The sequence below is a fragment of the Blautia sp. TM10-2 genome (assembly GCF_003480845.1).
Lineage (GTDB): Bacteria > Bacillota > Clostridia > Lachnospirales > Lachnospiraceae > Fusicatenibacter > Fusicatenibacter saccharivorans.
In genome coordinates this window covers 55257-78353 of sequence record NZ_QUJZ01000010.1, presented here as the reverse complement: position 1 = coordinate 78353, position 23097 = coordinate 55257, and the positions used below count along the sequence as shown (strand labels likewise).

Below are 23097 nucleotides of genomic sequence, written 5' to 3'. Positions count from 1 at the left end.
AAGGGGTAATCAAATGCCAGAAACAGCAAAAAAAGAAAATTACCAGATGAGCTTTGATGCCATCAAAATAGGACTTGCCTCCCCGGAGAAAATCCGGGAGTGGTCCCATGGCGAGGTAAAAAAACCGGAGACCATCAACTACAGAACGCTGAAACCGGAAAAAGACGGTCTGTTCTGCGAAAGAATCTTCGGACCAAGCAAAGACTGGGAGTGCCATTGCGGTAAATATAAGAAAATTCGCTACAAAGGCGTAATCTGCGACCGATGCGGCGTAGAAGTAACAAAATCCAGTGTGCGCCGTGAGCGTATGGGACACATTGAGCTGGCAGCTCCGGTATCCCACATCTGGTATTTCAAAGGAATTCCGTCCCGTATGGGACTGATCCTGGATCTGTCTCCGAGAACTCTGGAAAAGGTTCTGTATTTCGCAAACTACATCGTTCTTGATGCAGGCGATACCAAATTACAGTACAAACAGGTTCTGACCGAGAAAGAATACCAGGATGCCAGAGAGGAGTTCGGAAACAGCTTCCGTGCAGGTATGGGTGCGGAATCCATCAAAGAGCTTCTGATGGCAATCGATCTGGAAAAAGAGTCTGCTGAATTAAAGGCAGGTCTTAAAGATTCTACCGGACAGAAGAGAGCCCGCATCATCAAGAGACTTGAGGTTGTTGAGGCATTCCGTGAGTCCGGAAACCGTCCGGAGTGGATGATTCTTGATGCGGTTCCGGTTATTCCGCCGGATCTGCGTCCTATGGTACAGCTTGACGGAGGACGTTTTGCAACATCCGACCTGAATGATCTGTATCGCCGTATCATCAACCGTAACAATCGTCTGAAGAGACTGCTGGAGCTCGGTGCACCGGATATCATCGTGCGCAACGAGAAACGTATGCTCCAGGAGGCAGTTGATGCCCTGATCGACAACGGCCGCCGCGGCCGTCCGGTAACCGGTCCTGGAAACCGTCCTCTGAAATCTCTGTCCGACATGCTGAAAGGTAAATCCGGCCGTTTCCGTCAGAACCTTCTTGGTAAACGTGTTGACTACTCCGGCCGTTCTGTTATCGTCGTAGGACCGGAACTGAAGATTTACCAGTGCGGTCTGCCGAAAGAAATGGCAATCGAGCTGTTTAAACCGTTCGTTATGAAAGAGCTGGTTTCCAACGGCACTGCACATAACATCAAAAATGCAAAGAAAATGGTCGAGAAACTCGAGCCGCAGGTATGGGACGTTCTCGAGGACGTCATCAAAGAGCATCCGGTTATGCTGAACCGTGCCCCTACCCTGCATCGTCTGGGTATCCAGGCGTTCGAGCCGATTCTGGTAGAAGGTAAAGCGATTAAGCTGCACCCGCTGGTTTGTACCGCATTCAACGCCGACTTCGACGGTGACCAGATGGCTGTCCATCTGCCGCTGTCTGTAGAAGCGCAGGCAGAGTGCCGTTTCATGCTTCTTTCTCCGAACAACCTGCTGAAACCGTCCGATGGTGGTCCGGTAGCCGTTCCTTCCCAGGATATGGTTCTTGGTATCTACTATCTGACACAGGAGCGTCCGGGCGAGAAGGGCGAAGGAAGCTTCTTCCGCGATATGAACGAAGCCATCCTGGCATACGAGAACGGATACATTACCCTGCAGACCAAGATTACCATCCGCTGCGAAAAAGAGATGGAAGATGGTACTGTAATGCAGCAGAACGTAAGCTCCACACTCGGAAGATTCCTCTTCAATGAGATTCTGCCGCAGGATCTGGGATACGTAGACCGTACGGTTCCGGGTAACGAGCTTGCGCTTGAGGTTGATTTCCTCGTTGCAAAGAAACAGCTGAAACAGATTCTGGAAAAAGTCATCAATACACACGGAGCTACCAAAACCGCAGAGGTTCTGGACTATATCAAGGCAACCGGATATAAATACTCCACCCGTGCAGCCATGACCGTATCCATTTCCGATATGACCGTGCCGCCGCAGAAGCCGGAGATGCTCGCCGAAGCACAGGCAACGGTAGACAAGATTACAAGAAACTTCAAACGTGGTCTGATTACAGACGAAGAGCGTTACAAAGAGGTTGTAGATACCTGGAAGAAGACCGACGATGCGCTGACAAAAGCATTGCTCGACGGACTGGATAAATACAATAACATCTTCATGATGGCTGACTCCGGAGCCCGTGGTTCCGATAAGCAGATCAAACAGCTGGCCGGTATGCGAGGACTGATGGCCGATACAACCGGACACACCATCGAGCTGCCGATCAAGTCAAACTTCCGTGAAGGTCTTCAGGTACTGGAATACTTCATGTCCGCACATGGAGCACGAAAAGGTATGTCCGATACCGCGCTTCGTACCGCCGACTCTGGTTACCTGACCCGTCGTCTGGTAGACGTTTCTCAGGACCTGATCATCCGTGAAATCGACTGTGCCGAGGGCAAGGACGAAATTCCGGGTATGTGGGTCAGCGAGTTCACAGACGGAAAAGAGCAGATCGAGAGTCTGCAGGATCGTATCACAGGCCGTTTCTCCTGCGAGACGATCAAAGACAAGGACGGCAACGTCATTGTAAAAGCAAACCATATGATCACCCCGAAACGTGCTGCCCGTGTCATCAAAGACGGCATCAACGAGAACGGTGAGCATTATACGAAAGTAAAAATCCGTACCATTCTTACCTGCCGTTCCGGTAACGGAATCTGCGCAAAATGCTATGGTGCCAACATGGCAACCGGCGAGGCAGTACAGGTTGGTGAGTCTGTCGGAATTATCGCAGCACAGTCGATCGGTGAGCCTGGTACACAGCTGACCATGCGTACCTTCCATACCGGTGGTGTTGCCGGTGGAGATATCACACAGGGTCTTCCTCGTGTCGAGGAGCTTTTCGAGGCAAGAAAGCCGAAAGGACTTGCCATCATCACCGAAATCGCCGGTGTTGCACAGATCAAAGACACCAAGAAGAAACGCGAAATCGTTGTTACCAATCCGGAAGACGGCGTATCCAAGACATACCTGATCCCTTACGGATCCCGTATTAAGATCGCAGACGGAACAGTTCTGGAAGCCGGAGACGAGCTGACCGAGGGTTCTGTCAACCCGCATGATATCCTGAAGATCAAAGGTGTACGTGCCGTTCAGGATTACATGATCCGCGAGGTACAGCGAGTTTACCGTCTGCAGGGTGTAGAAATCAACGATAAGCATATCGAGGTTATCGTTCGCCAGATGCTGAAGAAGATCCGCATCGAGGAAAACGGAGATACCGAATTCCTTCCGGGCGACATGGTAGACTTCCTGGATTACGACGAGACCAACAAAGCTCTGATCGCAGAAGGCAAAGAGCCGGCAGAAGGAAAACAGGTACTGCTTGGTATCACCAAAGCATCCCTGGCATCCGATTCCTTCCTGTCCGCAGCATCCTTCCAGGAGACCACCAAGGTTCTGACCGACGCTGCTATCAAGGGTAAGGTTGACCATCTGGTAGGCCTGAAAGAGAACGTTATCATCGGTAAACCGATCCCGGCCGGTACCGGTATGAAGTGTTACAGCAACATTCATCTGAATACCGACAGCATGATCGAGGAAGAAGAGGACGAGGATCTGATTCTGACCGAAGATCTTGAGGACGATGCTCCGGCAGCAGAAGCTCCGGTTGAAGAACCGTCAGCTGAAGAGGAAGAGCCGATGCTTGACTTCGACTTTGAGGAAATGATTCCGTCAAAGGATGATACCGAGGAGTAAACCCTTCAACAAATAATAGCAAGGATTCTCCCACCTCTATAGGTGGTGAGATGAATTGCAAATAAGAAAGTTAACGGCAGTGGCGGGCGGAGAGAAATCGGTATCCCCCACTGACATGAGGCAAACCACAGTCAGCATTCTGCTGACATGTCAGACTCTGTGAAATTACCGACTGTGGATTGAAACAAGGTTAAAAAATAAATATGTCATTTGTGAAAAGCAGAGAATTTTCGGTTCGCCGGGGTCTCTGCTTTCCTTGTGTTTTCGGGAGCATTTTGTTACAATGGAGACAGAAAAGAGGGAAGCCTATGTGGATAAAAAAATTACCTGGCATCGTGGCAAATGCGGCGGTACTGATTCTGGATATATTTGTGATTCTGATGATTGCAGCGCTGTTTCTCCACCAGCAAACGGCGGGAGAGCGTGTGAAAGAGACGATTACGCGTTTTTCCACGACATCGGAGGAGTATTATTCCGAGGGAGAGGCATACAGCCAGAAGAGCGACCGGGTGCATACGTATGCGGTGAAAGAACAGTCTAAATAAGAGGAAAAGATGAGGTAAACTATGCTCCAGAAGTGGAAAAGAAAAGGAAAAAGATTCCGCCATGTGGAAAAAGACGGAGAAGAGACGACGGAGCTTTCTGTGAAAATACGGGCGGCAAAATTTCGTGATCTGCCGATGAGTCTGCGGATTCTGATCGTGAATCTCAGTCTGTTTCTGATTCTGTGCGCCGTATTTTTTATGGCAGGCGCGTATCTGTATGCGCCGCAGGCGGCAGGACGGAATTACGTGGAAGCATGCCTGGCAGGAGACTGGAACAGTGCATACGATGTATGCCAGTTCCCGGACAGCACGTTTCTGTCGCGGAAGAACTACGTCAATGCAATGACCTGGAAAGCAAAACAGGACGGCACTGACGGGCAGGGAACACCGGAGATCAAGAGCTTTTTCATGCGCAGAAAACAGAATCTTGAGACCGGGGAAAACAGGATTTATACTGTGCGGTACACGTTAAAAGGCATGAGCGACTCGCAGGAAGAAACATTGGAGATCGCCGCCGGGGATACCGTAAAATGGAACTTCAAAGAGTGGTACGTTGTGCCGAAAGACAGCTGCGTGACGGATGTCGAAATCACCGTCCCGGCGGATGCCTCGTTCTATCTGGACGGCGTGCAGGTCGGGAAAAAGTATTTAAAAGAGACGGCAGATAACGTCAGCATCTACAAAATCCCGTATCTCTTCCTCGGCGGCCACACCATTGAACTGACCGAAAAACAGAAAGACCCATACCGCGAGATCGTCCTCGTGCAGGACAACAGCAGCATGGAATTCCTGCCGGATTTAAAACTCAACGATTCCACCGGCAAAACCATCGCCGACCGCGCAGAAGAGTCCCTGGACAAGGTATTCACAGCCGCAGCCGCCGGAAAATCCTTCAGCACCATCAAAAATGAATTTTCCGCCGACACCGCCGTACAGAAAACCGCCAAAGAACAGTACCAGCAGCTCTGCGATGCCTACCTGAACAGCGACACCAACACCGGAATCACCAGCATCACCGTGAGCAGCGTCTCCACAACCGTAACCAACGAATCCAACCAGATGAAGATCGAAACCAACGTGACCGCTGCGATCGAGCGACGAACCCGTTTCCTCCATTTCTTCCGCAAAACCAAAATAGAGACCGTCACCTGGAAACTCGAGTCCGTTGTGACGCTGGAAAACGAAAAATGGGTGATGGGCAGCGATTTCCTGACTAAAATAGGACATGAGGCATAAGGTGTTTGCTTCTGTTGTTCTGGCAACGTTAAAATTTTGCAGTTACTCTTAAGCAGAGAGGATAATCAGGCTGGACAGGTGGAAGACCTGTGATTTGGTGGCAAAGCACCAGAAAGAAACCAGGTTTTTTAAAAGAGAGTGACAAAGAGTGATTTTGTATCCGCTTTTACCATGGGTGCAGAGTCACTCTTTTTTTGTGACAAGATGTTAAGAAACGATAAACATTAATTTACCAGAAGTGGAAAAATGTAAGAATTTGTGCCTTGCATCTTAGGTCAGATCACGTTATGATAGTAAGTAGAAAAATGTCGAAAAACGTTTGTGTTACGATGGAAGAAAGTTCCGCAAAGGGGCGGGACGATGGAGTATAAACAGATCATATGGAAAGAAAATCATTGAAACAGAGAAGAAAGCAGATGCGCCGCAGACAGATGATGCAGAAAGTATCACGGATTTCCCTGTGTGTGGTAATCGGCCTTCTTTTTCTTGCGCTTATCTGGAAATTTGCGGGAGCGCAGCTTGCGAAAAAAGGAATTGTACTGAGTAATGACACAGCCGCAAAGACGGTGAGCGAGACGGCGCCGGAGGCGGAGGACGGATCGGGAAATGCGGGAATTAAGAAGCTTGCGGAGACCACGCCGCCGAATGAGACGCCGGGATGGCAGTACAGCTCGTCGGGCTGGTGGTACGCAACGGATGCCACAACGTACTACGTCAACGGCTGGGCAGATATCGACGGAAACCAGTACCATTTTGATTCCAATGGTTACATGGCGACCGGCTGGAAAGCGATCGGCGGAAAAGGCTGTTACTTTGATGACCAGGGTGTTTACCAGCCAGACCGCAACGGCTCGATGATGGTAGCCCTGACCTTTGATGACGGCCCAGGCGTCTATACCAGCACGCTTCTCGATACGCTGGAGCAGTACGGGGCACAGGCGACGTTCTTTATGCTCGGCAGCAATGTGGAAAAATACGGTGCAGATGTGATCCCGCGTATGGCGGCGATCGGCTGTGAGCTTGGAAACCACTCCTATGCGCATCCGAATATGAAAGAACTGAGCACCGACGACGGCCTTGCCCAGTTCCAGATGACGGATGATCTGATCGCCCAGTACAACAACGGACAGGGTGCAACTGTCATCCGTTTCCCGTATGGAAACAGCACCGATGAACTGCTCGCATCTATCGGCCGCCCGAGCATCATGTGGGATGTCGATACCCTGGACTGGCAGACAAAAAATGTACAGGCAAACATCAGCGCCGTTCTCGACAGTGTAAGCCCGGGAGACATTATCCTGATGCATGATATCCACGAGACGACCGTAGAATCGTGTGCAACGATCGTGCCGGAGCTGATCAACCGCGGGTATGAGCTTGTCACGATTCATACTCTTGCAGCGGCAAACGGCGTGGATCTTGCAGCGGGAGAGACGTATTACGGCTTCCATGGCGGAACGACAAACGAATAGAAAACAGAATAGAAAAACGACAAAGAACCGCCGGTTTACTCTCAAATCAAGAGTGAACCGGCGGTTCTTATGTCATTTTATGAAAATTTATTTCATTGCCGCTCTCTTACGAAGTCTGGAATCCAGCTCTTTCTTACGGATACGTAAGGAAACCGGAGTAACCTCAAGAAGCTCGTCCTTGTCGATGAAGTCCAGAGCCTGCTCCAGGGAAAGGATTCTCGGCGGAGTCAGACGCAGTGCCTCGTCGGAGGAGGACGTACGGGTGTTGGTCAGGTGTTTCGTCTTGCAGACGTTCAGCTCGATATCCTCGGCCTTACCGTTCTGTCCGATAACCATACCGGCGTAAACCTTCTCGCCAGGTCCGATGAACAGAGTACCGCGCTCCTGTGCGGAGTACAGACCGTAGGTAACGGACTCGCCTGCCTCGAAAGCGATCAGGGAACCCTGTTTGCGGTATTCGATGTCGCCCTTGTACGGTGCGTAATCTTCAAACTCGGTGTTCAGGATACCAGTTCCTTTGGTGGAGGTCATGAAGATTCCACGGAAACCAATCAGGCCTCGTGCCGGGATTTCGAACTCCAGACGGGTGGAACCATCGCTTGCGCGGCTCATGCCGTGAAGCTCGCCTTTACGCTCGCTGAGGAGCTGGATGACAGTACCGGAGAACTCGTCCGGAACGTCAACGTATGCGATTTCCATTGGCTCGAGTTTGCGTCCGCGCTCGTCCTCTTTGTAGATAACCTCTGCCTTACTTACTGCGAACTCATATCCCTCACGGCGCATGTTTTCGATCAGGACGGACAGATGCAGCTCACCACGGCCGGAAACCTTGAAGCAGTCTGCGGAATCAGTCTCCTCGACGCGGAGAGAAACGTCAGTGTTCAGCTCACGCATCAGACGGTCACGCAGGTGGCGGGAAGTTACGTATTTACCTTCTTTACCGGCCAGCGGGCTGTCGTTTACGATGAAGTTCATGGAAATAGTCGGCTCGGAGATTTTCTGGAACGGGATGGAAACCGGGTTGTCCAGATCGCCGCAGAGAGTATCTCCGATGTGGATATCCGGGATACCGGAAACAGCAACGATAGAACCGATGCCTGCCTCAGTAACCTCTACTTTTTTCAGTCCGTCAAATTCATACAGTTTGCTGACCTTTACTTTTTTCTTCTTGGTCAGATCGTGGTGGTTGACCAGCATAACGTCCTGGTTCACGCGGATCGTTCCGTTTTCAACTTTGCCGACACCGATACGTCCAACGTATTCGTTGTAGTCGATGGTACTGATCAGAAGCTGTGTGCCAGCTTCCGGATCGCCGGTCGGAGCTGGGATGTATTTCAGGATGGTCTCGAACAGAGGAGTCATATCCTTCGGGGTATCGTTCAGATCGAGTACCGCATGACCCATCTTTGCGGATGCGTACAGAAACGGACAGTCAAGCTGTTCGTCAGATGCATCGAGGTCCATCAGAAGCTCGAGCACTTCGTCGATAACTTCATCCGGGCGTGCTTCCGGGCGGTCGATCTTGTTGATGCAGACGATAACGGACAGATCCAGCTCGAGTGCTTTTTTCAGCACGAATTTGGTCTGCGGCATAGCGCCCTCGAATGCGTCTACAACCAGAATAACGCCGTCTACCATTTTCAGAACTCGCTCAACCTCGCCGCCGAAGTCCGCATGGCCTGGGGTGTCGATGATGTTGATTTTTGTTCCTTTGTAGTAAACTGCTGTATTTTTGGAAAGAATGGTGATTCCACGCTCACGCTCGATATCGTTCGAGTCCATGACACGTTCCTGAACCTCCTGATTGGCACGGAAAACGCCGCTCTGTTTCAGAAGCTCGTCTACCAGTGTAGTTTTACCATGATCGACATGGGCGATGATGGCAACGTTTCTTACATCTTCTCTTGTTGTTTTCATTTCTTCATTCCTCTTCCTATGGGTTGACCCTGCCGGGTTCAATTTTTCAAAATTTCAAGCCGGCCGGGAATGTTTATCACAGCACAAAGGCAGGTGCCTTGCCGTTTTGTCTCTGCTGGATGCCTGCCTATCTGAACTATTATAGCACAGAACAGAGAAAAAAAACAGGGAAGATGTGACATTTTTTGTATTGCAATGGTAGAAAATACGAAGCATGTGGTGCGGTTTTTACAGAAACATATACAAAAAATTGGGCAGAATGCTGATTTGAATAGAAATAAAAAAATCTGGAAAAAAGTGGTTCTGAAAAAGAAATGTGGTTCATACATTAGGATTATAGATCAGCAAAGTACCGATCAGAAATCAATATTCAGAAAGAAAAGACAAAGGAAGGGGATTTTCATTATGGCAGACAAGATGATTGAAAACAATCAGGTGGTTATCATGGGAGAGATTGTCTCCCCGTTTACATTCAGCCATCAGGTATTCGGAGAGGGCTTTTACCTCGTCGATGTGATGGTCAAGCGGTTGAGTGAATCGCAGGACATCATTCCGGTGATGGTCTCCGAGCGGCTGGTGGACGTATCACAGGATTACCAGGGTGAGTGGATCTGCATCAGCGGTCAGTTCCGGTCCTACAACCGCCACGAGGAGAAGAAGAACCGTCTGGTACTCTCCGTATTTGCGCGGGAATTAAGCTTCGTGGAGGAAGAGGACGATTCCGTCAAATCCAACCAGATTTACCTCGATGGATACATATGTAAACCGCCGGTCTACCGGAAAACACCTCTGGGAAGAGAGATCGCCGACCTTCTGATCGCGGTCAACCGTCCGTATGGAAAATCAGATTATATCCCGTGCATCTGCTGGGGACGGAATGCGCGGTATGCCTCTGCGTTTGCCGTGGGCGGCCACGTTCTCATCTGGGGACGGATCCAGAGCCGGGAATATATGAAGCGGCTGAGCGAGACGGAAATGGAAAAGCGGACTGCATATGAGGTTTCGGTGAGCAAGCTGGAATATAGTGAGAGTTAAAGCGCGATCCGCTGTTGACAAGAAAATTTAATGATGCTATAGTAAAAGCAGAACTGAAGTGGATAGAGGTCGCATTACTTCAAGAGTACCTTTTCGGATGCCTCAGCAGCAAAAGAAGAAGAGGAAAAGGGAAGAATGCCGAAGGACATCCGGCGCTGAACCGGTATGCTCCTGGGCGCAGGTTGAAAAAATCTGCGACTGTCATCGAGAGATGGAGAGCTATCTGATCATAGATACTGCGTATGTGTGAATTTGGAGGCGATCTTATCTGGGATGAGGCGCCTCTTTTTTAAACGGAAAGTGAAATTTTCCGTGGGAGATAAGCTCCGGCGACTGATTTCTTATGGTTTTATCTGACACAACATACAGGAGGAAAAGAGAATGTCTATTTTTAAAGGTGCAGCTGTTGCAATTATCACACCGATGACCGAAACACAGGAAGTGAATTACGAAAAACTCGGAGAACTGATTGAGGAGCAGATCGCCGGCGGAACCGACGCAATCGTTATCTGCGGAACCACCGGTGAGGCTTCGACCCTGTCCCATGAGGAGCATCTGGATGCCATCAAATATACCGTGGAAAAAGTAAATCACAGAATCCCGGTAATTGCAGGAACCGGCTCCAACAGCACGGAGACAGCAATTTATCTGTCTCAGGAAGCAGAAAAATACGGCGTGGACGGACTTCTTCTCGTTTCTCCGTATTACAATAAAGCAACACAGAAGGGCCTGATTGCACACTTTACCGCAATCGCAGACAGCGTCAAAGTGCCGGTCATCCTTTACAACATTCAGGGCAGAACCGGCGTAAACATTGCACCGGAAACGATCGTCTATCTGTTCAACAACGTTGAGAATATCGTTGCAGTCAAAGAGGCTTCCGGAAACATTTCCCAGGTCGCAAAAATTATGCAGCTGACCGATGGAAAGATCGATCTGTACTCCGGAAACGACGATCAGGTTGTGCCGATCCTTTCCCTTGGCGGAAGCGGTGTAATCTCCGTTCTTTCCAACGTAGCACCGCGTGAGACCCACGACATGGTACAGAAATTCCTCGACGGCGATGTGGCCGGATCCAGAGAAATCCAGCTGAGAGCACTGCCGCTCATCGATGCGCTGTTCTGCGAAGTAAACCCGATTCCGGTAAAAGCAGCGCTGAACCTGATGGGCAAAGAGGTTGGACCGCTTCGTCTGCCGCTGACCGAGATGGAGCCGCAGAACCAGGAGCGCCTGGCAAAGGCTATGAAAGATTTTGGAATCAAACTGGCTTAAGTTAAGAATACACGAAGTAAAGAAGGAAAAAGACAATGGTTAAAATTATTATGCATGGCTGCAACGGCCATATGGGACAGGTCATCACCGGCCTGGTAAAAGAAGATGCAAATGCAGAAATCATAGCCGGAATCGATATGAACGACAACGGCCAGAACGATTATCCGGTATTCAAAAGCCTGGCAGAATGCGATGTTCCGGCAGACGTAGTCGTTGACTTTTCTTCCTACAAGGCAGCCGACGCACTGCTCGATGCCTGCAAGGAGAAAAAACTTCCACTCGTCCTCTGCACCACAGGCCTCACCGAGGATCAGCTCAAAAAAGTGCAGGAGACCAGCAAAGAAATCCCGGTTCTCCGCTCTGCAAATATGTCCCTTGGTGTGAATACGCTGATGAAACTGGTACAGGCAGCTGCAAAAGTGCTTGCCGAAGCAGGCTTTGATATGGAGATCGTGGAGAAACACCACAAACTGAAATGCGACGCTCCAAGCGGAACCGCCATCGCCCTGGCAGACAGCCTGAACGCGGCAATGGACAACCAGTACCACTACGTATACGACAGAAGCCAGCGCCACGAGCAGCGTGACCCGAAAGAAATCGGAATCTCTGCTGTACGCGGCGGCACCATCGTCGGCGACCACGACGTCATCTTCGCAGGCCCGGACGAGGTTGTTACCCTGTCCCACAGAGCATATTCCAAAGGAGTTTTCGGAAAAGGAGCTGTAGAGGCTGCAAAATTCCTGGCTGGAAAACCGGCTGGCATGTATGACATGCAGGATGTCATTGCTGCGAAATAAGGCAGAAACAGGGAAAAAGTGAATAGAAACCAGAAAGTGCGCAACGAAAATGCGAAACGTTGCGCACTTTTTCTTTTCTTACAACGGGATTTTCGGAATTGAGGAAGTTATTTTGCAGAATATTTGGCAGAATACACAAGAAAAAATACGGAATATCAAAAGAGAACGTGAAAATCGCAAACGGTAATGGAAAAATCAATGCGCAACAAGGTAAAACGCTAAAGTTGCGCGTTTTGCACAAAAAATAGTAAAACAGTATATTTCGACAAGAAATATCTTATAAAAACTGCGAATTGTAAACAATATGCCGAAATGATATGATAATGGCACAAAGAAAAATAAAGAGTTGAGCAACAAAAAGTTGCGCAAACAAGAAAGGGAATGAGAAGATGAAAAAGAATGGTTGGAAAGGGTTTTGCAAAAAGCTCTACAAGTACCGGGTATTTCTTCTGATGCTTGCACCGGCAGTAATTTATACCCTGATTTTTTCCTACTACCCGATGACAGGAATTGTAATGGCATTCAAAAAATACTCCTACGCAGGAGGTATCTGGGGAAGCCCGTGGAACGGATTTGATAACTTCAAGTTCTTCTTTAAATCAGGACAGGCCGGACTCGTTACCAGAAATACCGTGCTGTATAATCTGGCATTTATTGTGATCAACACGACGATGCAGATTGCCGTTGCCGTGCTTCTGACCGAGATCCGCAACAAACATTACCGTAAGATCACACAGTCGCTGATGTTTCTGCCGTATTTCATTTCCTGGGTTATCGTAGGAGTTATGGCATTCAATATTTTCAGTTCCGACTACGGTTTTCTGAACCGACTGATTGAAACCTTCGGTGGAACACCAATCAAGTTTTACACGACACCAAAGGCATGGCCGTTTATCCTTGTCTTCTTTAATGTATGGAAGGGAATCGGATACGGTTCTGTTATGTACCTGGCAGCAATTATGGGAATTGACACTTCGATTTATGAAGCAGCCCGCATCGACGGAGCAAACGTGTTCCAGCGAATTTTCAAAGTAACAATCCCGATGATCATGCCGACCACAATCATCCTGCTTCTGCTATCCGTCGGAGGCATCTTCAAAGGAAACTTTGATATGTTCTACAACTTGGTTGGAAGTAACGGTCTTCTGTACAACTACACCGATGTAATTGATACCCTGACGTTCCGTGCCTTAATCAGCAGCAACGACTTCGGAATGTCCGCAGCTGTTGGTCTGTATCAGTCGGTACTGTGCTTTATCACTGTCGTAATCGTAAACAAACTGGTTGGTCTTTATGATAAAGACTACACCTTATTCTAGGAGGGATGAAAAGTGGGATCTTCCAGTCATACAAGTAAAATCAAAAGAGGAAAAGATGCGGTTGCACTTGATATCATCGCGTACGGATTCTGCGGAATCATCGCGCTGGTCTGCCTCGTTCCTTTCATCATGATCGTATCCGGCTCGTTTTCTTCGGAATCGGCCATTATCCAGAACGGTTTCAGCCTTCTGCCGCAGGATTTCAGCCTGGAGGCATACAAAACCGTATTTAAAGATCCTATGGTTGTCTTCCGCGCATACGGCACGACCATCGGTCTGACCATCGTCGGAACGGTACTTGGTCTGCTGCTGCAGACTATGACAGCTTATGTACTGTCACGCAAGGAGTTTGAGTGGAGAAATCAGTTTTCGTTTTTCTTCTACTTTACCACTTTGTTTTCCGGCGGTCTTGTTCCGTACTACGTACTGATGACACAGACCCTGAATCTGCGGGACAGCTACCTTGCACTGCTCCTTCCGCTGCTGTTCAGCGTATACAACCTTCTGATCATGAAGAGTTACATCGTGGGACTTCCGGATTCTCTGATTGAAGCGGCCAAGATTGATGGCTGCGGCGAGTTCCGTATTCTGTTCCGGATTGTAATGCCGCTGATCAAACCGGCACTTGCTACCGTGGGCCTCTTCATTGCACTGGCTTATTGGAATGACTGGTACAATGCGATGCTGTATATCAAAGACACGAACAAGTATCCGCTGCAGTATTTCCTGTATCAGCAGGTTAATGATATCGAGGCATATAAAAAGCTTCTTGCAAACAACGCCGCAGGCTCTGCCGTCAGCGCAATCTCATTGCCGACCCAGTCCCTGAAAATGGCACTTACCATTGTAGTAACCGGCCCGATCGTTCTGGCATATCCGCTGGTACAGAAATATTTTGTACAGGGTATCACAATCGGAGCAGTCAAAGGCTGATACAAATCATGTTAATTTAACTGAATCAAGTAAGTCCCCTGTTTCCATTGCGAAAAGCAATAAGCAGGTGGGTGGGGACTTGCTTGTATCAGGAGGAGTGCAAGCTCCTTCTGATAAACTGCGGAGCAGTTATTCGGTTATGAGCAAGTAGCAAAGCGGATTGCGAATATCCGCTTGAATTACACATTATATTTATGAAGGAGGTTCTTTATGAAAAAGAGCACAAAAAAACTGGTATCTGTATTACTTGCATCCGCAATGGCAGCCGGCATGCTGGCAGGATGCGGTTCCGGCAACGGAAAGGGAAGCACGGGCGACAGCAAAAGCAGCTCCGCAGCTTCCGGCACATCGGGAGACAACCTGAATGCAGACACTTCGGAGCATGTCGATCTGACGATGTATCTGATCGGCGACCGTACCCCGGATTTTGATGAGGTTTACGCCAAAATCAATGAGATTCTGGAAGAGAAGCTGAACTGCTCTCTGAACGTAGAATTCCTTTCCTGGGGCGAGCATGACACGAAATATTCCCTGCTGTTCTCCTCACAGGAAGATTTTGACCTGATCTTTACCGCATCGAGCTGGTGCCATTACGAGCAGACCGTTTCCCTCGGCGGATTTGCACCGCTTTCTGAGGACTTTATCAAAACGTATGCACCGGATATCTGGGAGGTTGTTCCGGAAATGGCATGGGAGCAGGCAAAGATTGACGGACAAATCTACATGGTTCCGAACTATGCCAACGAGTTTGGTCAGGAAGTTCTGGCAGTGCGCGGTGACCTGATGGAAAAATACGGTATGGATGATATTACATCCTGGGATGACCTGATGAAGTTCTACAAAGCATGTGCAGCAGACGGTATCTATGCAAGTCAGGGCGGACCGTGGTATCCATTCTTCCAGTCCCAGGGCTACTCCACAACGGGCGGAGCACCGAAGGGCGGCGAGCTGATTCTGTATCATACCCAGGATCCGAAAGATCTTGAATTCCAGTACATCGGTGAATGGGATGCGTTCCGTGAGTACTGCCAGGAGATGAAAGACCTGGTAGACGCCGGAGCATGGTCCAGCGACGTATTAAACAGCAGCGATGAGAGACAGACCGGACTTCTGACCGGAAGAACAGCAAGCATGAGCTGGAATCTCGGAAGCTGTCTTACCTACGGAAAACAGGCAAATGAGGAACATCCGGATTGGAATGTAACGATGGTAGACCCGAACAAAAACCTGTCGAAAAAAGTAAACTCTTACATCAACAACGGTGTTGCCATCAACGCAAACAGTAAAAACAAAGAGAGAGCCATGATGGTATTAAATGAATTCTACACCAACCCGGATGTTTACGATCTGGCTATGCTCGGTATCGAAGGAAAGCACTGGGAAGCAGTCGGTGATGATCAGTACAAAGTTATTGATGAGAGCGGCTATGGTGTAGCAAGTAACTGCAACTGGGGATGGAACAACTGCACCATCCAGAGAGAGGAATATCTTGAGAACAGAACGGCTCTGGACGACAAGTATGAAAGCATCAAAGATGCCTTCAACAACAACATCAAAGAAGATCATGTTTACGACGGATTTAACTTTGATTCCAGCAATGTAAGTACACAGTTTGCAGCAGTAGAGGCAGCCATCGACAATTATTATAACCCGCTGATCAACGGTCTCGTTGACGATGTGGACGCTTCCATCGATGCCATGAACGCAGCTATGGACAGCGCCGGAATCCAGGATATTCTGGATGAGATGAACCGTCAGGCAGCAGAGTATGTAGCGGAGAAAGAAGAAAAATAAAACAGTAAAATAAAACAGGGAATGGACGCGCTGGTCTGCCAGAAGCTCCGGCGCGGCCGTTCCTTCTTTTAGAGATCAAGTGATGGTTCAAAAAGCTTTGAGGGATGACTTGATTTCTAACAGCATTCGTATTAAATATAAAAATATAGGAATTTTTCAAATTTAACAGAAAGTGACAGGGTATTTTTATGACACTGGAGGAAATTGCAAAAGAGATAGGGGTATCAAAAAGTACCGTTTCCCGTGCACTGTCCGGTAAGGGCAGAATCGGAGAGAAGACCAGAAACCGGATTCTCGAGGTGGCAAAACGGGGAGAAGAGCGGGAGGAGATGGCGCGGACCCGAACGGTGACGCACAACATCGGCGTGGTACTGCCTTCAGACGTTTATTATGGAAGCGGTGTTTATTTCCAGAACTGTCTGCTCGGCGTCTGCGAATCGGCATCGATGCTCGGGTACAATGTGCTGATTACGACGAGCAACGCGCATGATATTTCAGAGCTGCAGTCGCTGGTGGAGTCGAACCGGGTGGATGGTATGCTCCTGACACGTGCGCTTGAGGATGACCGTGCGCTGCAGTATTTAAGTCAGGCAAATTTCCCGACAGCACTGACGGGAACATGCCGGTATGACAACATTATCCAGGTGGATACCGACAATGAGGGTGCGGCAGAGAAAATGACAACGCTGCTGATCGGAAAGGGATTCCGCAGATTTGCGTTTCTTGTCAAGGATATGAGCTATAACGTAGACCGCAAGCGTCACGAAGGTTTCTGCCGGGCGCTGATTAAAAATGGAATTTCCGAGAAGGATCAGCTTTTCTACAATGGTTCGATCCGTATGGAGTTTCTGGATGCGATCATTGAAAATATTATATCCAAAAAAGTGGAATGCATCATCTGTGGCGACGACGAGATTTGTACGATGGTGATGTCCCGGCTCCAGGCGGAAGGCTATCGAATTCCCAAGGACGTCGCGATTGCTTCGCTCTACAACAGCACCAATCTGGACTGCTATTCCCCTGCAGTTACAGCAGTCAGTGTGGCAGCATCCCAGATGGGAGGCACAGCCGTGCGTCAGCTGATCCAGCGGCTCCGAGGGGAAAATTATGAGAAGAAGACGATGCTGGATTACGACATTTTATTCCGAAAATCGACAAACTAACGTAGCAGGGAGGACAGAACAATGGAATTTCAGAAGGGAATGGATCTATCTTTTATACCGGAGCTGGAAGATGCCGGAGTACAGGTGAAGGACTTTGACGGAACTGTTATGGATCCGCTGGATCTCGTTCAGAAATACGGGGTAAATTCCGTACGGCTCCGTATTTGGAATGCGCCGGAGCATGTCAGGGAGTCCGGCGGATACTGCAGCTATGCGCATACACTGGCGATGGCAAAACGGATCCGGGCACATGGCATGAGCTTTATGCTGGATTTCCATTATTCTGATTTCTGGGCGGATCCCGGTCAGCAGAGAAAGCCGAAAGATTGGGAAAACTTAAGCTTTAAAGAATTAAAAGAGGCTGTTTTTTCTTATACAAGAGATACGCTGACGGCATTAAAAGAGGAGGACGTTCTGCCGGATATTGTTCAGATCGGAAATGAGATCCGAAGCGGCCTTCTGTTTCCGGACGGAGAGCTGCCGGATTATACAAAAATGGTACAGCTTGTAAATGCCGGAATCCGCGGTGCGCGGGCTGCAGCCGGAAAAGATGAGATGCAGGTTATGATCCATCTCGACCAGGGCGGACGGTATTTCTATCTGAAAGAGTGGTTTGACTGTTCCTTTGAGGCAGGACTCGAGGATTTTGACCTGATCGGACTTTCCTATTATCCATTCTGGCACGGCACTTTCACGGATCTGAAAGAGACAATGACGAAGCTGATCCAGGATTACAAAAAGCCGATTATGGTCGTTGAGACGGCGCATGCATGGAGAAAGAGTGCGCATGGGTTTATCGATGAACAGCAGGAAAAAATCGCAGGATTTCCGGCGACGCCTGCCGGACAGAAGCAGGTGCTGGATCTGGTTGCCAATATCGTTGCTTCGCTGCCGGATGAAATGGGGCAGGGTATCTATTACTGGGAACCGATCTGTGTTCCGAAAGACGGTGAGGGCGGCTGGTCGGAAAATATGGGTCTGCTGGAGGAGAAGGGAACCATCATGGAGGGCATTCGTTCTTTCCTGTTTACACGGAATGATGCCTGTCCGGAAAAACCGGCCAAGATTTACGAGCCGGAGCCAATGACCGTAGTAAAAGACGAAGCATGCGGTCTGCCGGAGATGCTCCCGGTTTTGCTGTATGACGGAATGGTGGAGCAGCGGCGGGTAAACTGGAACGAAGTGCCGGACACACGCGTGACAGGCGAATATGATGTGACAGGAAATGTGGAAGGTGTTCCGTTTGCTGCACATGCGAAGATCTGCGTGGTGGAAGAGCTGCCGGAGGCGGAGAATCTGTTGCTCGATGTCGGCTGGGAAGACGGCCTGGCGCGCTGGAACGTAGAAAAATCCGAGGATGCCGTTGCAGTACAGCTGTTTCCGGAGTTTGTCGATCCGTTCCCAGCTCCGCCGGTGAATGCGGTACGCGTAGAAGCACCGAAAAACTTTACGTTTTCGATCTGCCAGACGGTAAAGGTACAGGAGGCAGGAACGTATACATTATCTGTTGCCTTTCAGGGAACCGATACAACAAATGTGGATGTGCGGCTGTTCCTCAATACGGAAGAGGGAAAAGAAGAGACTGTGATTCATCCGACAGAACATGCATGGACCGGCTACAAAGTGACATGCGAAATCAGAAAACCGCAGGAAGTCACTGCCGGAATCCGAATTTCATCGCCGCCGATGTACGGCATGATGCGGAATTTCTGTCTGCAGACAGTAAAAAGAGAGGGACAATAAGACGATGAGAGCAGAGTACAGCTATTGCAGGGATTATCTGATTAAAAATGGAAAACCGTGGTTTCCGGTGATGGGCGAAATGCATTACAGTCGGTACCGCAAAGAGTGGTGGGAGGAATCACTGCGCAAAATAAAGGCGGGCGGAGTTTCTGTCGTCTCGGCCTATGTGATCTGGATTCACCACGAGGAAGAGGAAAATGTGTTTGATTTTGAAGGATGCCGGGATATCGGAACGTTTGTAAGACTGTGCCGGAAAGTCGGACTGTCGGTATTCTTGCGTATCGGACCGTTTGTGCACGGGGAAGTGCGGAACGGCGGATTCCCGGACTGGATCATCGAGAGAGAGAAAGAGGGCATGGCGATCCGCTGTAACAACGAGGAATATCTTGGCTATGTCAGACGGTTCTGGAAAAAGGTTTATGCGCAGGTCGATGGATGCATGGAAAAGGACGGCGGTCCGGTGATCGGTATTCAGATCGAGAATGAGTACGGCCACGTCGGCGGTCTGCAGGGACCGGAGGGCGAGGCGCATATCCGCACATTGACAGCAATGGCAAAGGAAATTGGCTTTGATGTGCCGCTGTACACGGCGACCGGTTGGGGCGGAGCCTGCATCGGCGATCTGCTTCCGGTCATGGGCGGCTACTGTGAAGCACCATGGGATCAGAGAACGTGCGAGATTGAGCCGAACGCAAACTTTGTGTTCAGCCACACAAGGAACGATGCACTGATTGCGTGTGATCATCATGTGGAAAATGCAAACAGTTACAACGAGGAGGATTTTCCGTTTTTGACGGCAGAACTTGGAGGCGGGCTTCAGGTTACCATGCACAGAAGACCGGTGGCGAAGGGATGCGATGTCGGAGCGATGTCTACCGTAAAAATGGGAAGTGGAGCAGGGCTGCTCGGCTACTATATGTACCACGGCGGCAGCAATCCGAAGGGAAAACTGTCCACCCTGCAGGAGAGCCGCGCGACAGGATATCTGAACGACCTGCCGGAGATCAATTACGATTTCAACGCGCCGATCCGGCAGTACGGAACAATCTCGGACAGCTATCGGGAGATCAAGCTGCTGGCGCTGTTTTTGAATGATTTTGGCGAGGATATGGCCTCACTTCGGTCTGAAATTCCAACGATAAGGATTCTGCCGGGAGATATGCACACGGTTCGGACAGCGTGCCGTCACGATGCGGACCATGGATACGTCTTTTTTAACAATTACCAGAGAAGATGGAAGATGGATGATCATCCACAGGTGAAACTGGAGGGACTCCTGGATGGAAAAGCGAGCGTGGGATTTCCGGCATTTGACCTGAAAGAGGGAATGTATGGATTTTTTCCGTACAATATGAAACTAAACGATGCGGTTCTTCACACGGCACTTGCCACACCGCTCTGCGTTTTACATACGAAAAAGGGAGATGCGTTCGTATTTTACGGTGATCTCGACCCGCAGATTCAGTGGGAGGGCGATGCGCGCGCAGAACTCTGCCTGATTTCCCGGCAGGAGGCGCTGAATGCATGGAAGGTGCATCTGGATCAGGATTATCTCGTTCTTTCCGAAAATTATGTCTGGGAAGAAAACGGTGAGCTTGTTGTGACAGGCAGTGGAAAAACCATGATCGCTGTGTATCCGGCAGTGGAAAAAGGCATTGTGGATTTCAAAGAGTGTGGAAAAAGAGGAAACTTTACGCTGTATGAGCGTATTTACAAAGCACAGGAGCCGGAGGCAGAGCTTGTCTGCAAAGAGCAGGATAAAGAGAAAGCAGTATACGAACTGAAGCTTGCTTATCCGGGCGAAAAAAATTATCACGATGCGTTTGCTTTTCTGACCTGGTACGGAAACCGTATGGAAGTGTTTGATGGGGAAGAGAAAATCAACGATTATTTCTATACCGGTCAGGAGGCCCTGTTAAGCCTTGGCTATTTTGAGTTTCCGGAGAAACTGAAACTCGTTGTCTATCCTCTGCATCCGGGTGATCCGATTTTTCTGGAAAAGCAGCCGGATGCAGCGGATGGATGTGCCTGCAAAATTGAGAAGCTGCACGTAGAGACGATATTTCGATGAACAGAGAAAGGAAAACGAACATGAACCAGAGTGGATTTATCTATGGAGGGGATTATAACCCGGAGCAGTGGCTTGCGATGCCGGAAATTCTGGAGCAGGATATCGAATATATGAAGGAGGCGCATATCAACGAGGTGACGCTTGGTGTCTTTTCCTGGTCTGTGCTCGAGCCGGAGGAGGGTGTATACCACCTGGAATGGCTGGAAAAGATCATGGATCAGCTGTATAAGAATGAGATTTCAGTAATTCTCTCGACACCGTCTGCAGCACGCCCGAAGTGGCTTGCAGACAAATACCCGGAGGTACTGCGCGTAAACGCGGACCGCACGAAAAATCTGTTCGGCGGACGCCATAATCACTGTTATACTTCGCCGGTTTACCGGGAAAAGGTGGGGAAAATTGATCGCCTGCTGAGCGAGAAGTTTGGAAAGCACCCGGCGGTAAAAATGTGGCACATTTCGAATGAACTGAGTGGAGAATGCCATTGCCCGCTCTGCCAGAAGGCATTTCAGGGGTGGCTGAAGAAAAAATATGAGACGATTGATGCATTGAATATGTCGTGGAATACAACGTTCTGGAGCCATTCGTATCAGAATTTTGAGCAGATTGAGAGTCCGTCCCCAAAGGGTGAGATGGGGCTTCACGGACTGAATCTTGACTGGAAACGGTTTGTGACAGATCAGACAGCAGACTTTGTTGCCTGGGAAAAAGCAGCGATCCGCGCGGGCGGTTCCGAACTTCCGGTGACAATCAACATGATGTATGATTTCCAGGGACTGAATTATCATAAGTTCAAGGATCTGATTGATGTGGTGTCATGGGATAATTATCCGACCTGGCACAAGGAAGCAGAAGAGGTGACTGCGCTTGATGCGGCACTGCAGCACGATTTTATGCGGAGTTTGATGAAAAAACCGTTCCTTCTGATGGAGTCCTGCCCGACAAGCACGAACTGGCAGAGTGTCAGCAAGCTGAAACGGCCTGGGCTTTTAAAGGCGGCATCGCTGCAGGCAGTGGCGCATGGTTCCGACAGTGTCCAGTATTTCCAGATCCGCCAGAGCCGCGGTGCGAGCGAGAAGTTCCACGGGGCGGTCATTGACCACTACGGCGGAAAGGATACGCGCGTGTTCCGTGAGGTGACAGAGACGGGCGAGGCGCTTTTGGATCTGGCGCAGATTGCGGGAAGCACGACGAAGGCACAGGCTGCAATTTTGCATGACTGCGAAAGCCGCTGGGCCATGGAGGATGCGCAGGGACCACGGAATATGGGACTGCATTACATGAATACCGTGAAGAAAGTATATGGCGGTCTTCGGAAACTGGGTGTGAATGTGGATTTCCTTGATATGGAGGAGAGTCTTTCCGGCTACCGGATTGTCTTTGCACCGATGCTGTATCTGTTTCGGGCCGGAATTGAGGAAAAAATCCGGAATTTCGTGGCAGACGGCGGCACCTTTGTGATGACATACTGGTCGGGAGTTGTGGATGAAAACGACCTCTGTTTCCTCGGCGGAACCCCGCACGGACTGATGGATGTATTCGGCCTGCGGAGCACCGAGCTGGACGCATTGTATGATCAGGATGTGAATGCGGGTGTGGGAGAAGGAAAGACATATGAAATCCGAAATTTCTGCGACCTGGTAAAAACGAACGGTGCCGAAACGCTGCTGGCATACCGTGACGATTTCTATGCGGGATATCCGGCACTGACGAAAAATGTATTTGGAGAGGGCGAGGCGTATTATGTCTGCGCAGATTTTGAACAGGCATTTTACGATGACTTCTGCCGGAAATTGGCAGAAGAAAAAGGCCTGGAACGCGCGGCAGCCGAAATCCCGGAAGGGCTCGATGTTGCAACAAGGGAGGATGAGAAATACAAGTATCTGTTTGTACAGAACTACGGAGCTGAACCGGCTGCATTTCCGATGGATACGGAAACATACCAGCCGATGACGGGAGAGTATGATGGAGTGGTCAGAAGATTTGAGACGGTTGTGTTTCGAAAAGAAAAATAGAAGTTAGGGAATAGAAACAGACGGCAGGCTGTGTGTGAGTACACAGCCTGCCGTC

The 23097-nt window shown here is 49.5% G+C and carries 15 protein-coding genes and 1 riboswitch; of the genes, 14 read left to right on the top strand and 1 reads right to left on the bottom strand.

What is annotated here, in order from left to right:
• Positions 1 to 13: 13 nt before the first annotated feature.
• From rpoC to DXD92_RS11490, 4 genes are all read left to right on the top strand, one after another.
• The gene (rpoC, locus tag DXD92_RS11505; RefSeq protein WP_117804635.1) at positions 14 to 3730 is read left to right on the top strand and encodes a DNA-directed RNA polymerase subunit beta'; all 3717 of its coding nucleotides are present in this window, start codon (positions 14 to 16) and stop codon (positions 3728 to 3730) included.
• A 308-nt stretch (positions 3731 to 4038) separates the two neighbouring features.
• Positions 4039 to 4275, top strand: coding sequence for a hypothetical protein (locus DXD92_RS11500; protein WP_055266947.1), 237 nt, complete (start codon positions 4039 to 4041; stop codon positions 4273 to 4275).
• Between the two features lie 21 nt (positions 4276 to 4296).
• Positions 4297 to 5511: a hypothetical protein gene (locus DXD92_RS11495; RefSeq protein WP_118640553.1), complete on the top strand. Its 1215-nt coding sequence runs from the start codon at positions 4297 to 4299 to the stop codon at positions 5509 to 5511.
• Between the two features lie 380 nt (positions 5512 to 5891).
• Positions 5892 to 6983, top strand: a complete 1092-nt coding sequence (locus DXD92_RS11490; RefSeq protein ID WP_117761431.1) for a polysaccharide deacetylase family protein — start codon at positions 5892 to 5894, stop codon at positions 6981 to 6983.
• A gap of 87 nt (positions 6984 to 7070) precedes the next feature.
• Here the strand turns inward: DXD92_RS11490 and typA are convergent, their stop codons facing one another.
• A complete protein-coding gene (typA, locus tag DXD92_RS11485) occupies positions 7071 to 8900 on the bottom strand; it encodes a translational GTPase TypA (protein WP_055220803.1) in 1830 nt (609 codons plus the stop codon).
• Positions 8901 to 9305: 405 nt separating this feature from the next.
• Here typA and DXD92_RS11480 point away from each other — a divergent pair, with 405 nt between their 5' ends.
• The 10 genes from DXD92_RS11480 (at position 9306) to DXD92_RS11435 (ending at position 23042) form a co-directional block, all read left to right on the top strand.
• Positions 9306 to 9935, top strand: a complete 630-nt coding sequence (locus DXD92_RS11480) for a single-stranded DNA-binding protein (RefSeq protein ID WP_055220802.1) — start codon at positions 9306 to 9308, stop codon at positions 9933 to 9935.
• Positions 9936 to 9990: 55 nt separating this feature from the next.
• A riboswitch (Lysine riboswitch) is annotated at positions 9991 to 10165 on the top strand.
• A gap of 151 nt (positions 10166 to 10316) precedes the next feature.
• Positions 10317 to 11207 carry a 4-hydroxy-tetrahydrodipicolinate synthase gene (dapA, locus tag DXD92_RS11475; protein WP_022461866.1) on the top strand — a complete coding sequence of 297 codons (891 nt, stop codon included), beginning with the start codon at positions 10317 to 10319 and terminating at the stop codon, positions 11205 to 11207.
• A 35-nt stretch (positions 11208 to 11242) separates the two neighbouring features.
• On the top strand, positions 11243 to 12004 hold the full coding sequence (gene dapB / locus DXD92_RS11470; protein WP_117510456.1) for a 4-hydroxy-tetrahydrodipicolinate reductase: 762 nt from the start codon (positions 11243 to 11245) through the stop codon (positions 12002 to 12004).
• Between the two features lie 389 nt (positions 12005 to 12393).
• The gene (locus DXD92_RS11465) at positions 12394 to 13323 is read left to right on the top strand and encodes an ABC transporter permease (protein WP_117801346.1); all 930 of its coding nucleotides are present in this window, start codon (positions 12394 to 12396) and stop codon (positions 13321 to 13323) included.
• Between the two features lie 12 nt (positions 13324 to 13335).
• Positions 13336 to 14256 (top strand): carbohydrate ABC transporter permease, encoded by a 921-nt coding sequence (locus DXD92_RS11460; RefSeq protein ID WP_022461863.1) that lies wholly within the window; start codon positions 13336 to 13338, stop codon positions 14254 to 14256.
• Positions 14257 to 14466: 210 nt separating this feature from the next.
• Positions 14467 to 16050: an ABC transporter substrate-binding protein gene (locus tag DXD92_RS11455; RefSeq protein WP_118640552.1), complete on the top strand. Its 1584-nt coding sequence runs from the start codon at positions 14467 to 14469 to the stop codon at positions 16048 to 16050.
• Positions 16051 to 16238: 188 nt separating this feature from the next.
• Positions 16239 to 17213: a LacI family DNA-binding transcriptional regulator gene (locus DXD92_RS11450; protein ID WP_055227760.1), complete on the top strand. Its 975-nt coding sequence runs from the start codon at positions 16239 to 16241 to the stop codon at positions 17211 to 17213.
• 21 nt (positions 17214 to 17234) lie between these two features.
• On the top strand, positions 17235 to 18956 hold the full coding sequence (locus DXD92_RS11445) for a glycosyl hydrolase 53 family protein (RefSeq protein ID WP_022461860.1): 1722 nt from the start codon (positions 17235 to 17237) through the stop codon (positions 18954 to 18956).
• A gap of 4 nt (positions 18957 to 18960) precedes the next feature.
• A complete protein-coding gene (locus tag DXD92_RS11440) occupies positions 18961 to 21027 on the top strand; it encodes a beta-galactosidase (RefSeq protein ID WP_022461859.1) in 2067 nt (688 codons plus the stop codon).
• Between the two features lie 20 nt (positions 21028 to 21047).
• Positions 21048 to 23042: a beta-galactosidase gene (locus DXD92_RS11435; RefSeq protein WP_022461858.1), complete on the top strand. Its 1995-nt coding sequence runs from the start codon at positions 21048 to 21050 to the stop codon at positions 23040 to 23042.
• The last annotated feature ends 55 nt before the right edge of the window (positions 23043 to 23097 follow it).

Bases quoted from the DNA above. Each gene is read 5' to 3' on its own strand.
- DXD92_RS11450 (WP_055227760.1), top strand. From the start codon at position 16,239: ATGACACTGGAGGAAATTGCAAAAGAGATAGGGGTATCAAAAAGTACC.
- DXD92_RS11440 (WP_022461859.1), top strand. From the start codon at position 18,961: ATGAGAGCAGAGTACAGCTATTGCAGGGATTATCTGATTAAAAATGGA.
- DXD92_RS11455 (WP_118640552.1), top strand. From the start codon at position 14,467: ATGAAAAAGAGCACAAAAAAACTGGTATCTGTATTACTTGCATCCGCA.
- DXD92_RS11490 (WP_117761431.1), top strand. From the start codon at position 5,892: ATGGAAAGAAAATCATTGAAACAGAGAAGAAAGCAGATGCGCCGCAGA.
- DXD92_RS11500 (WP_055266947.1), top strand. From the start codon at position 4,039: ATGTGGATAAAAAAATTACCTGGCATCGTGGCAAATGCGGCGGTACTG.
- DXD92_RS11445 (WP_022461860.1), top strand. From the start codon at position 17,235: ATGGAATTTCAGAAGGGAATGGATCTATCTTTTATACCGGAGCTGGAA.
- typA (WP_055220803.1), bottom strand. From the start codon at position 8,900: ATGAAAACAACAAGAGAAGATGTAAGAAACGTTGCCATCATCGCCCAT.
- dapA (WP_022461866.1), top strand. From the start codon at position 10,317: ATGTCTATTTTTAAAGGTGCAGCTGTTGCAATTATCACACCGATGACC.
- DXD92_RS11435 (WP_022461858.1), top strand. From the start codon at position 21,048: ATGAACCAGAGTGGATTTATCTATGGAGGGGATTATAACCCGGAGCAG.
- DXD92_RS11480 (WP_055220802.1), top strand. From the start codon at position 9,306: ATGGCAGACAAGATGATTGAAAACAATCAGGTGGTTATCATGGGAGAG.
- DXD92_RS11465 (WP_117801346.1), top strand. From the start codon at position 12,394: ATGAAAAAGAATGGTTGGAAAGGGTTTTGCAAAAAGCTCTACAAGTAC.
- dapB (WP_117510456.1), top strand. From the start codon at position 11,243: ATGGTTAAAATTATTATGCATGGCTGCAACGGCCATATGGGACAGGTC.
- rpoC (WP_117804635.1), top strand. From the start codon at position 14: ATGCCAGAAACAGCAAAAAAAGAAAATTACCAGATGAGCTTTGATGCC.
- DXD92_RS11495 (WP_118640553.1), top strand. From the start codon at position 4,297: ATGCTCCAGAAGTGGAAAAGAAAAGGAAAAAGATTCCGCCATGTGGAA.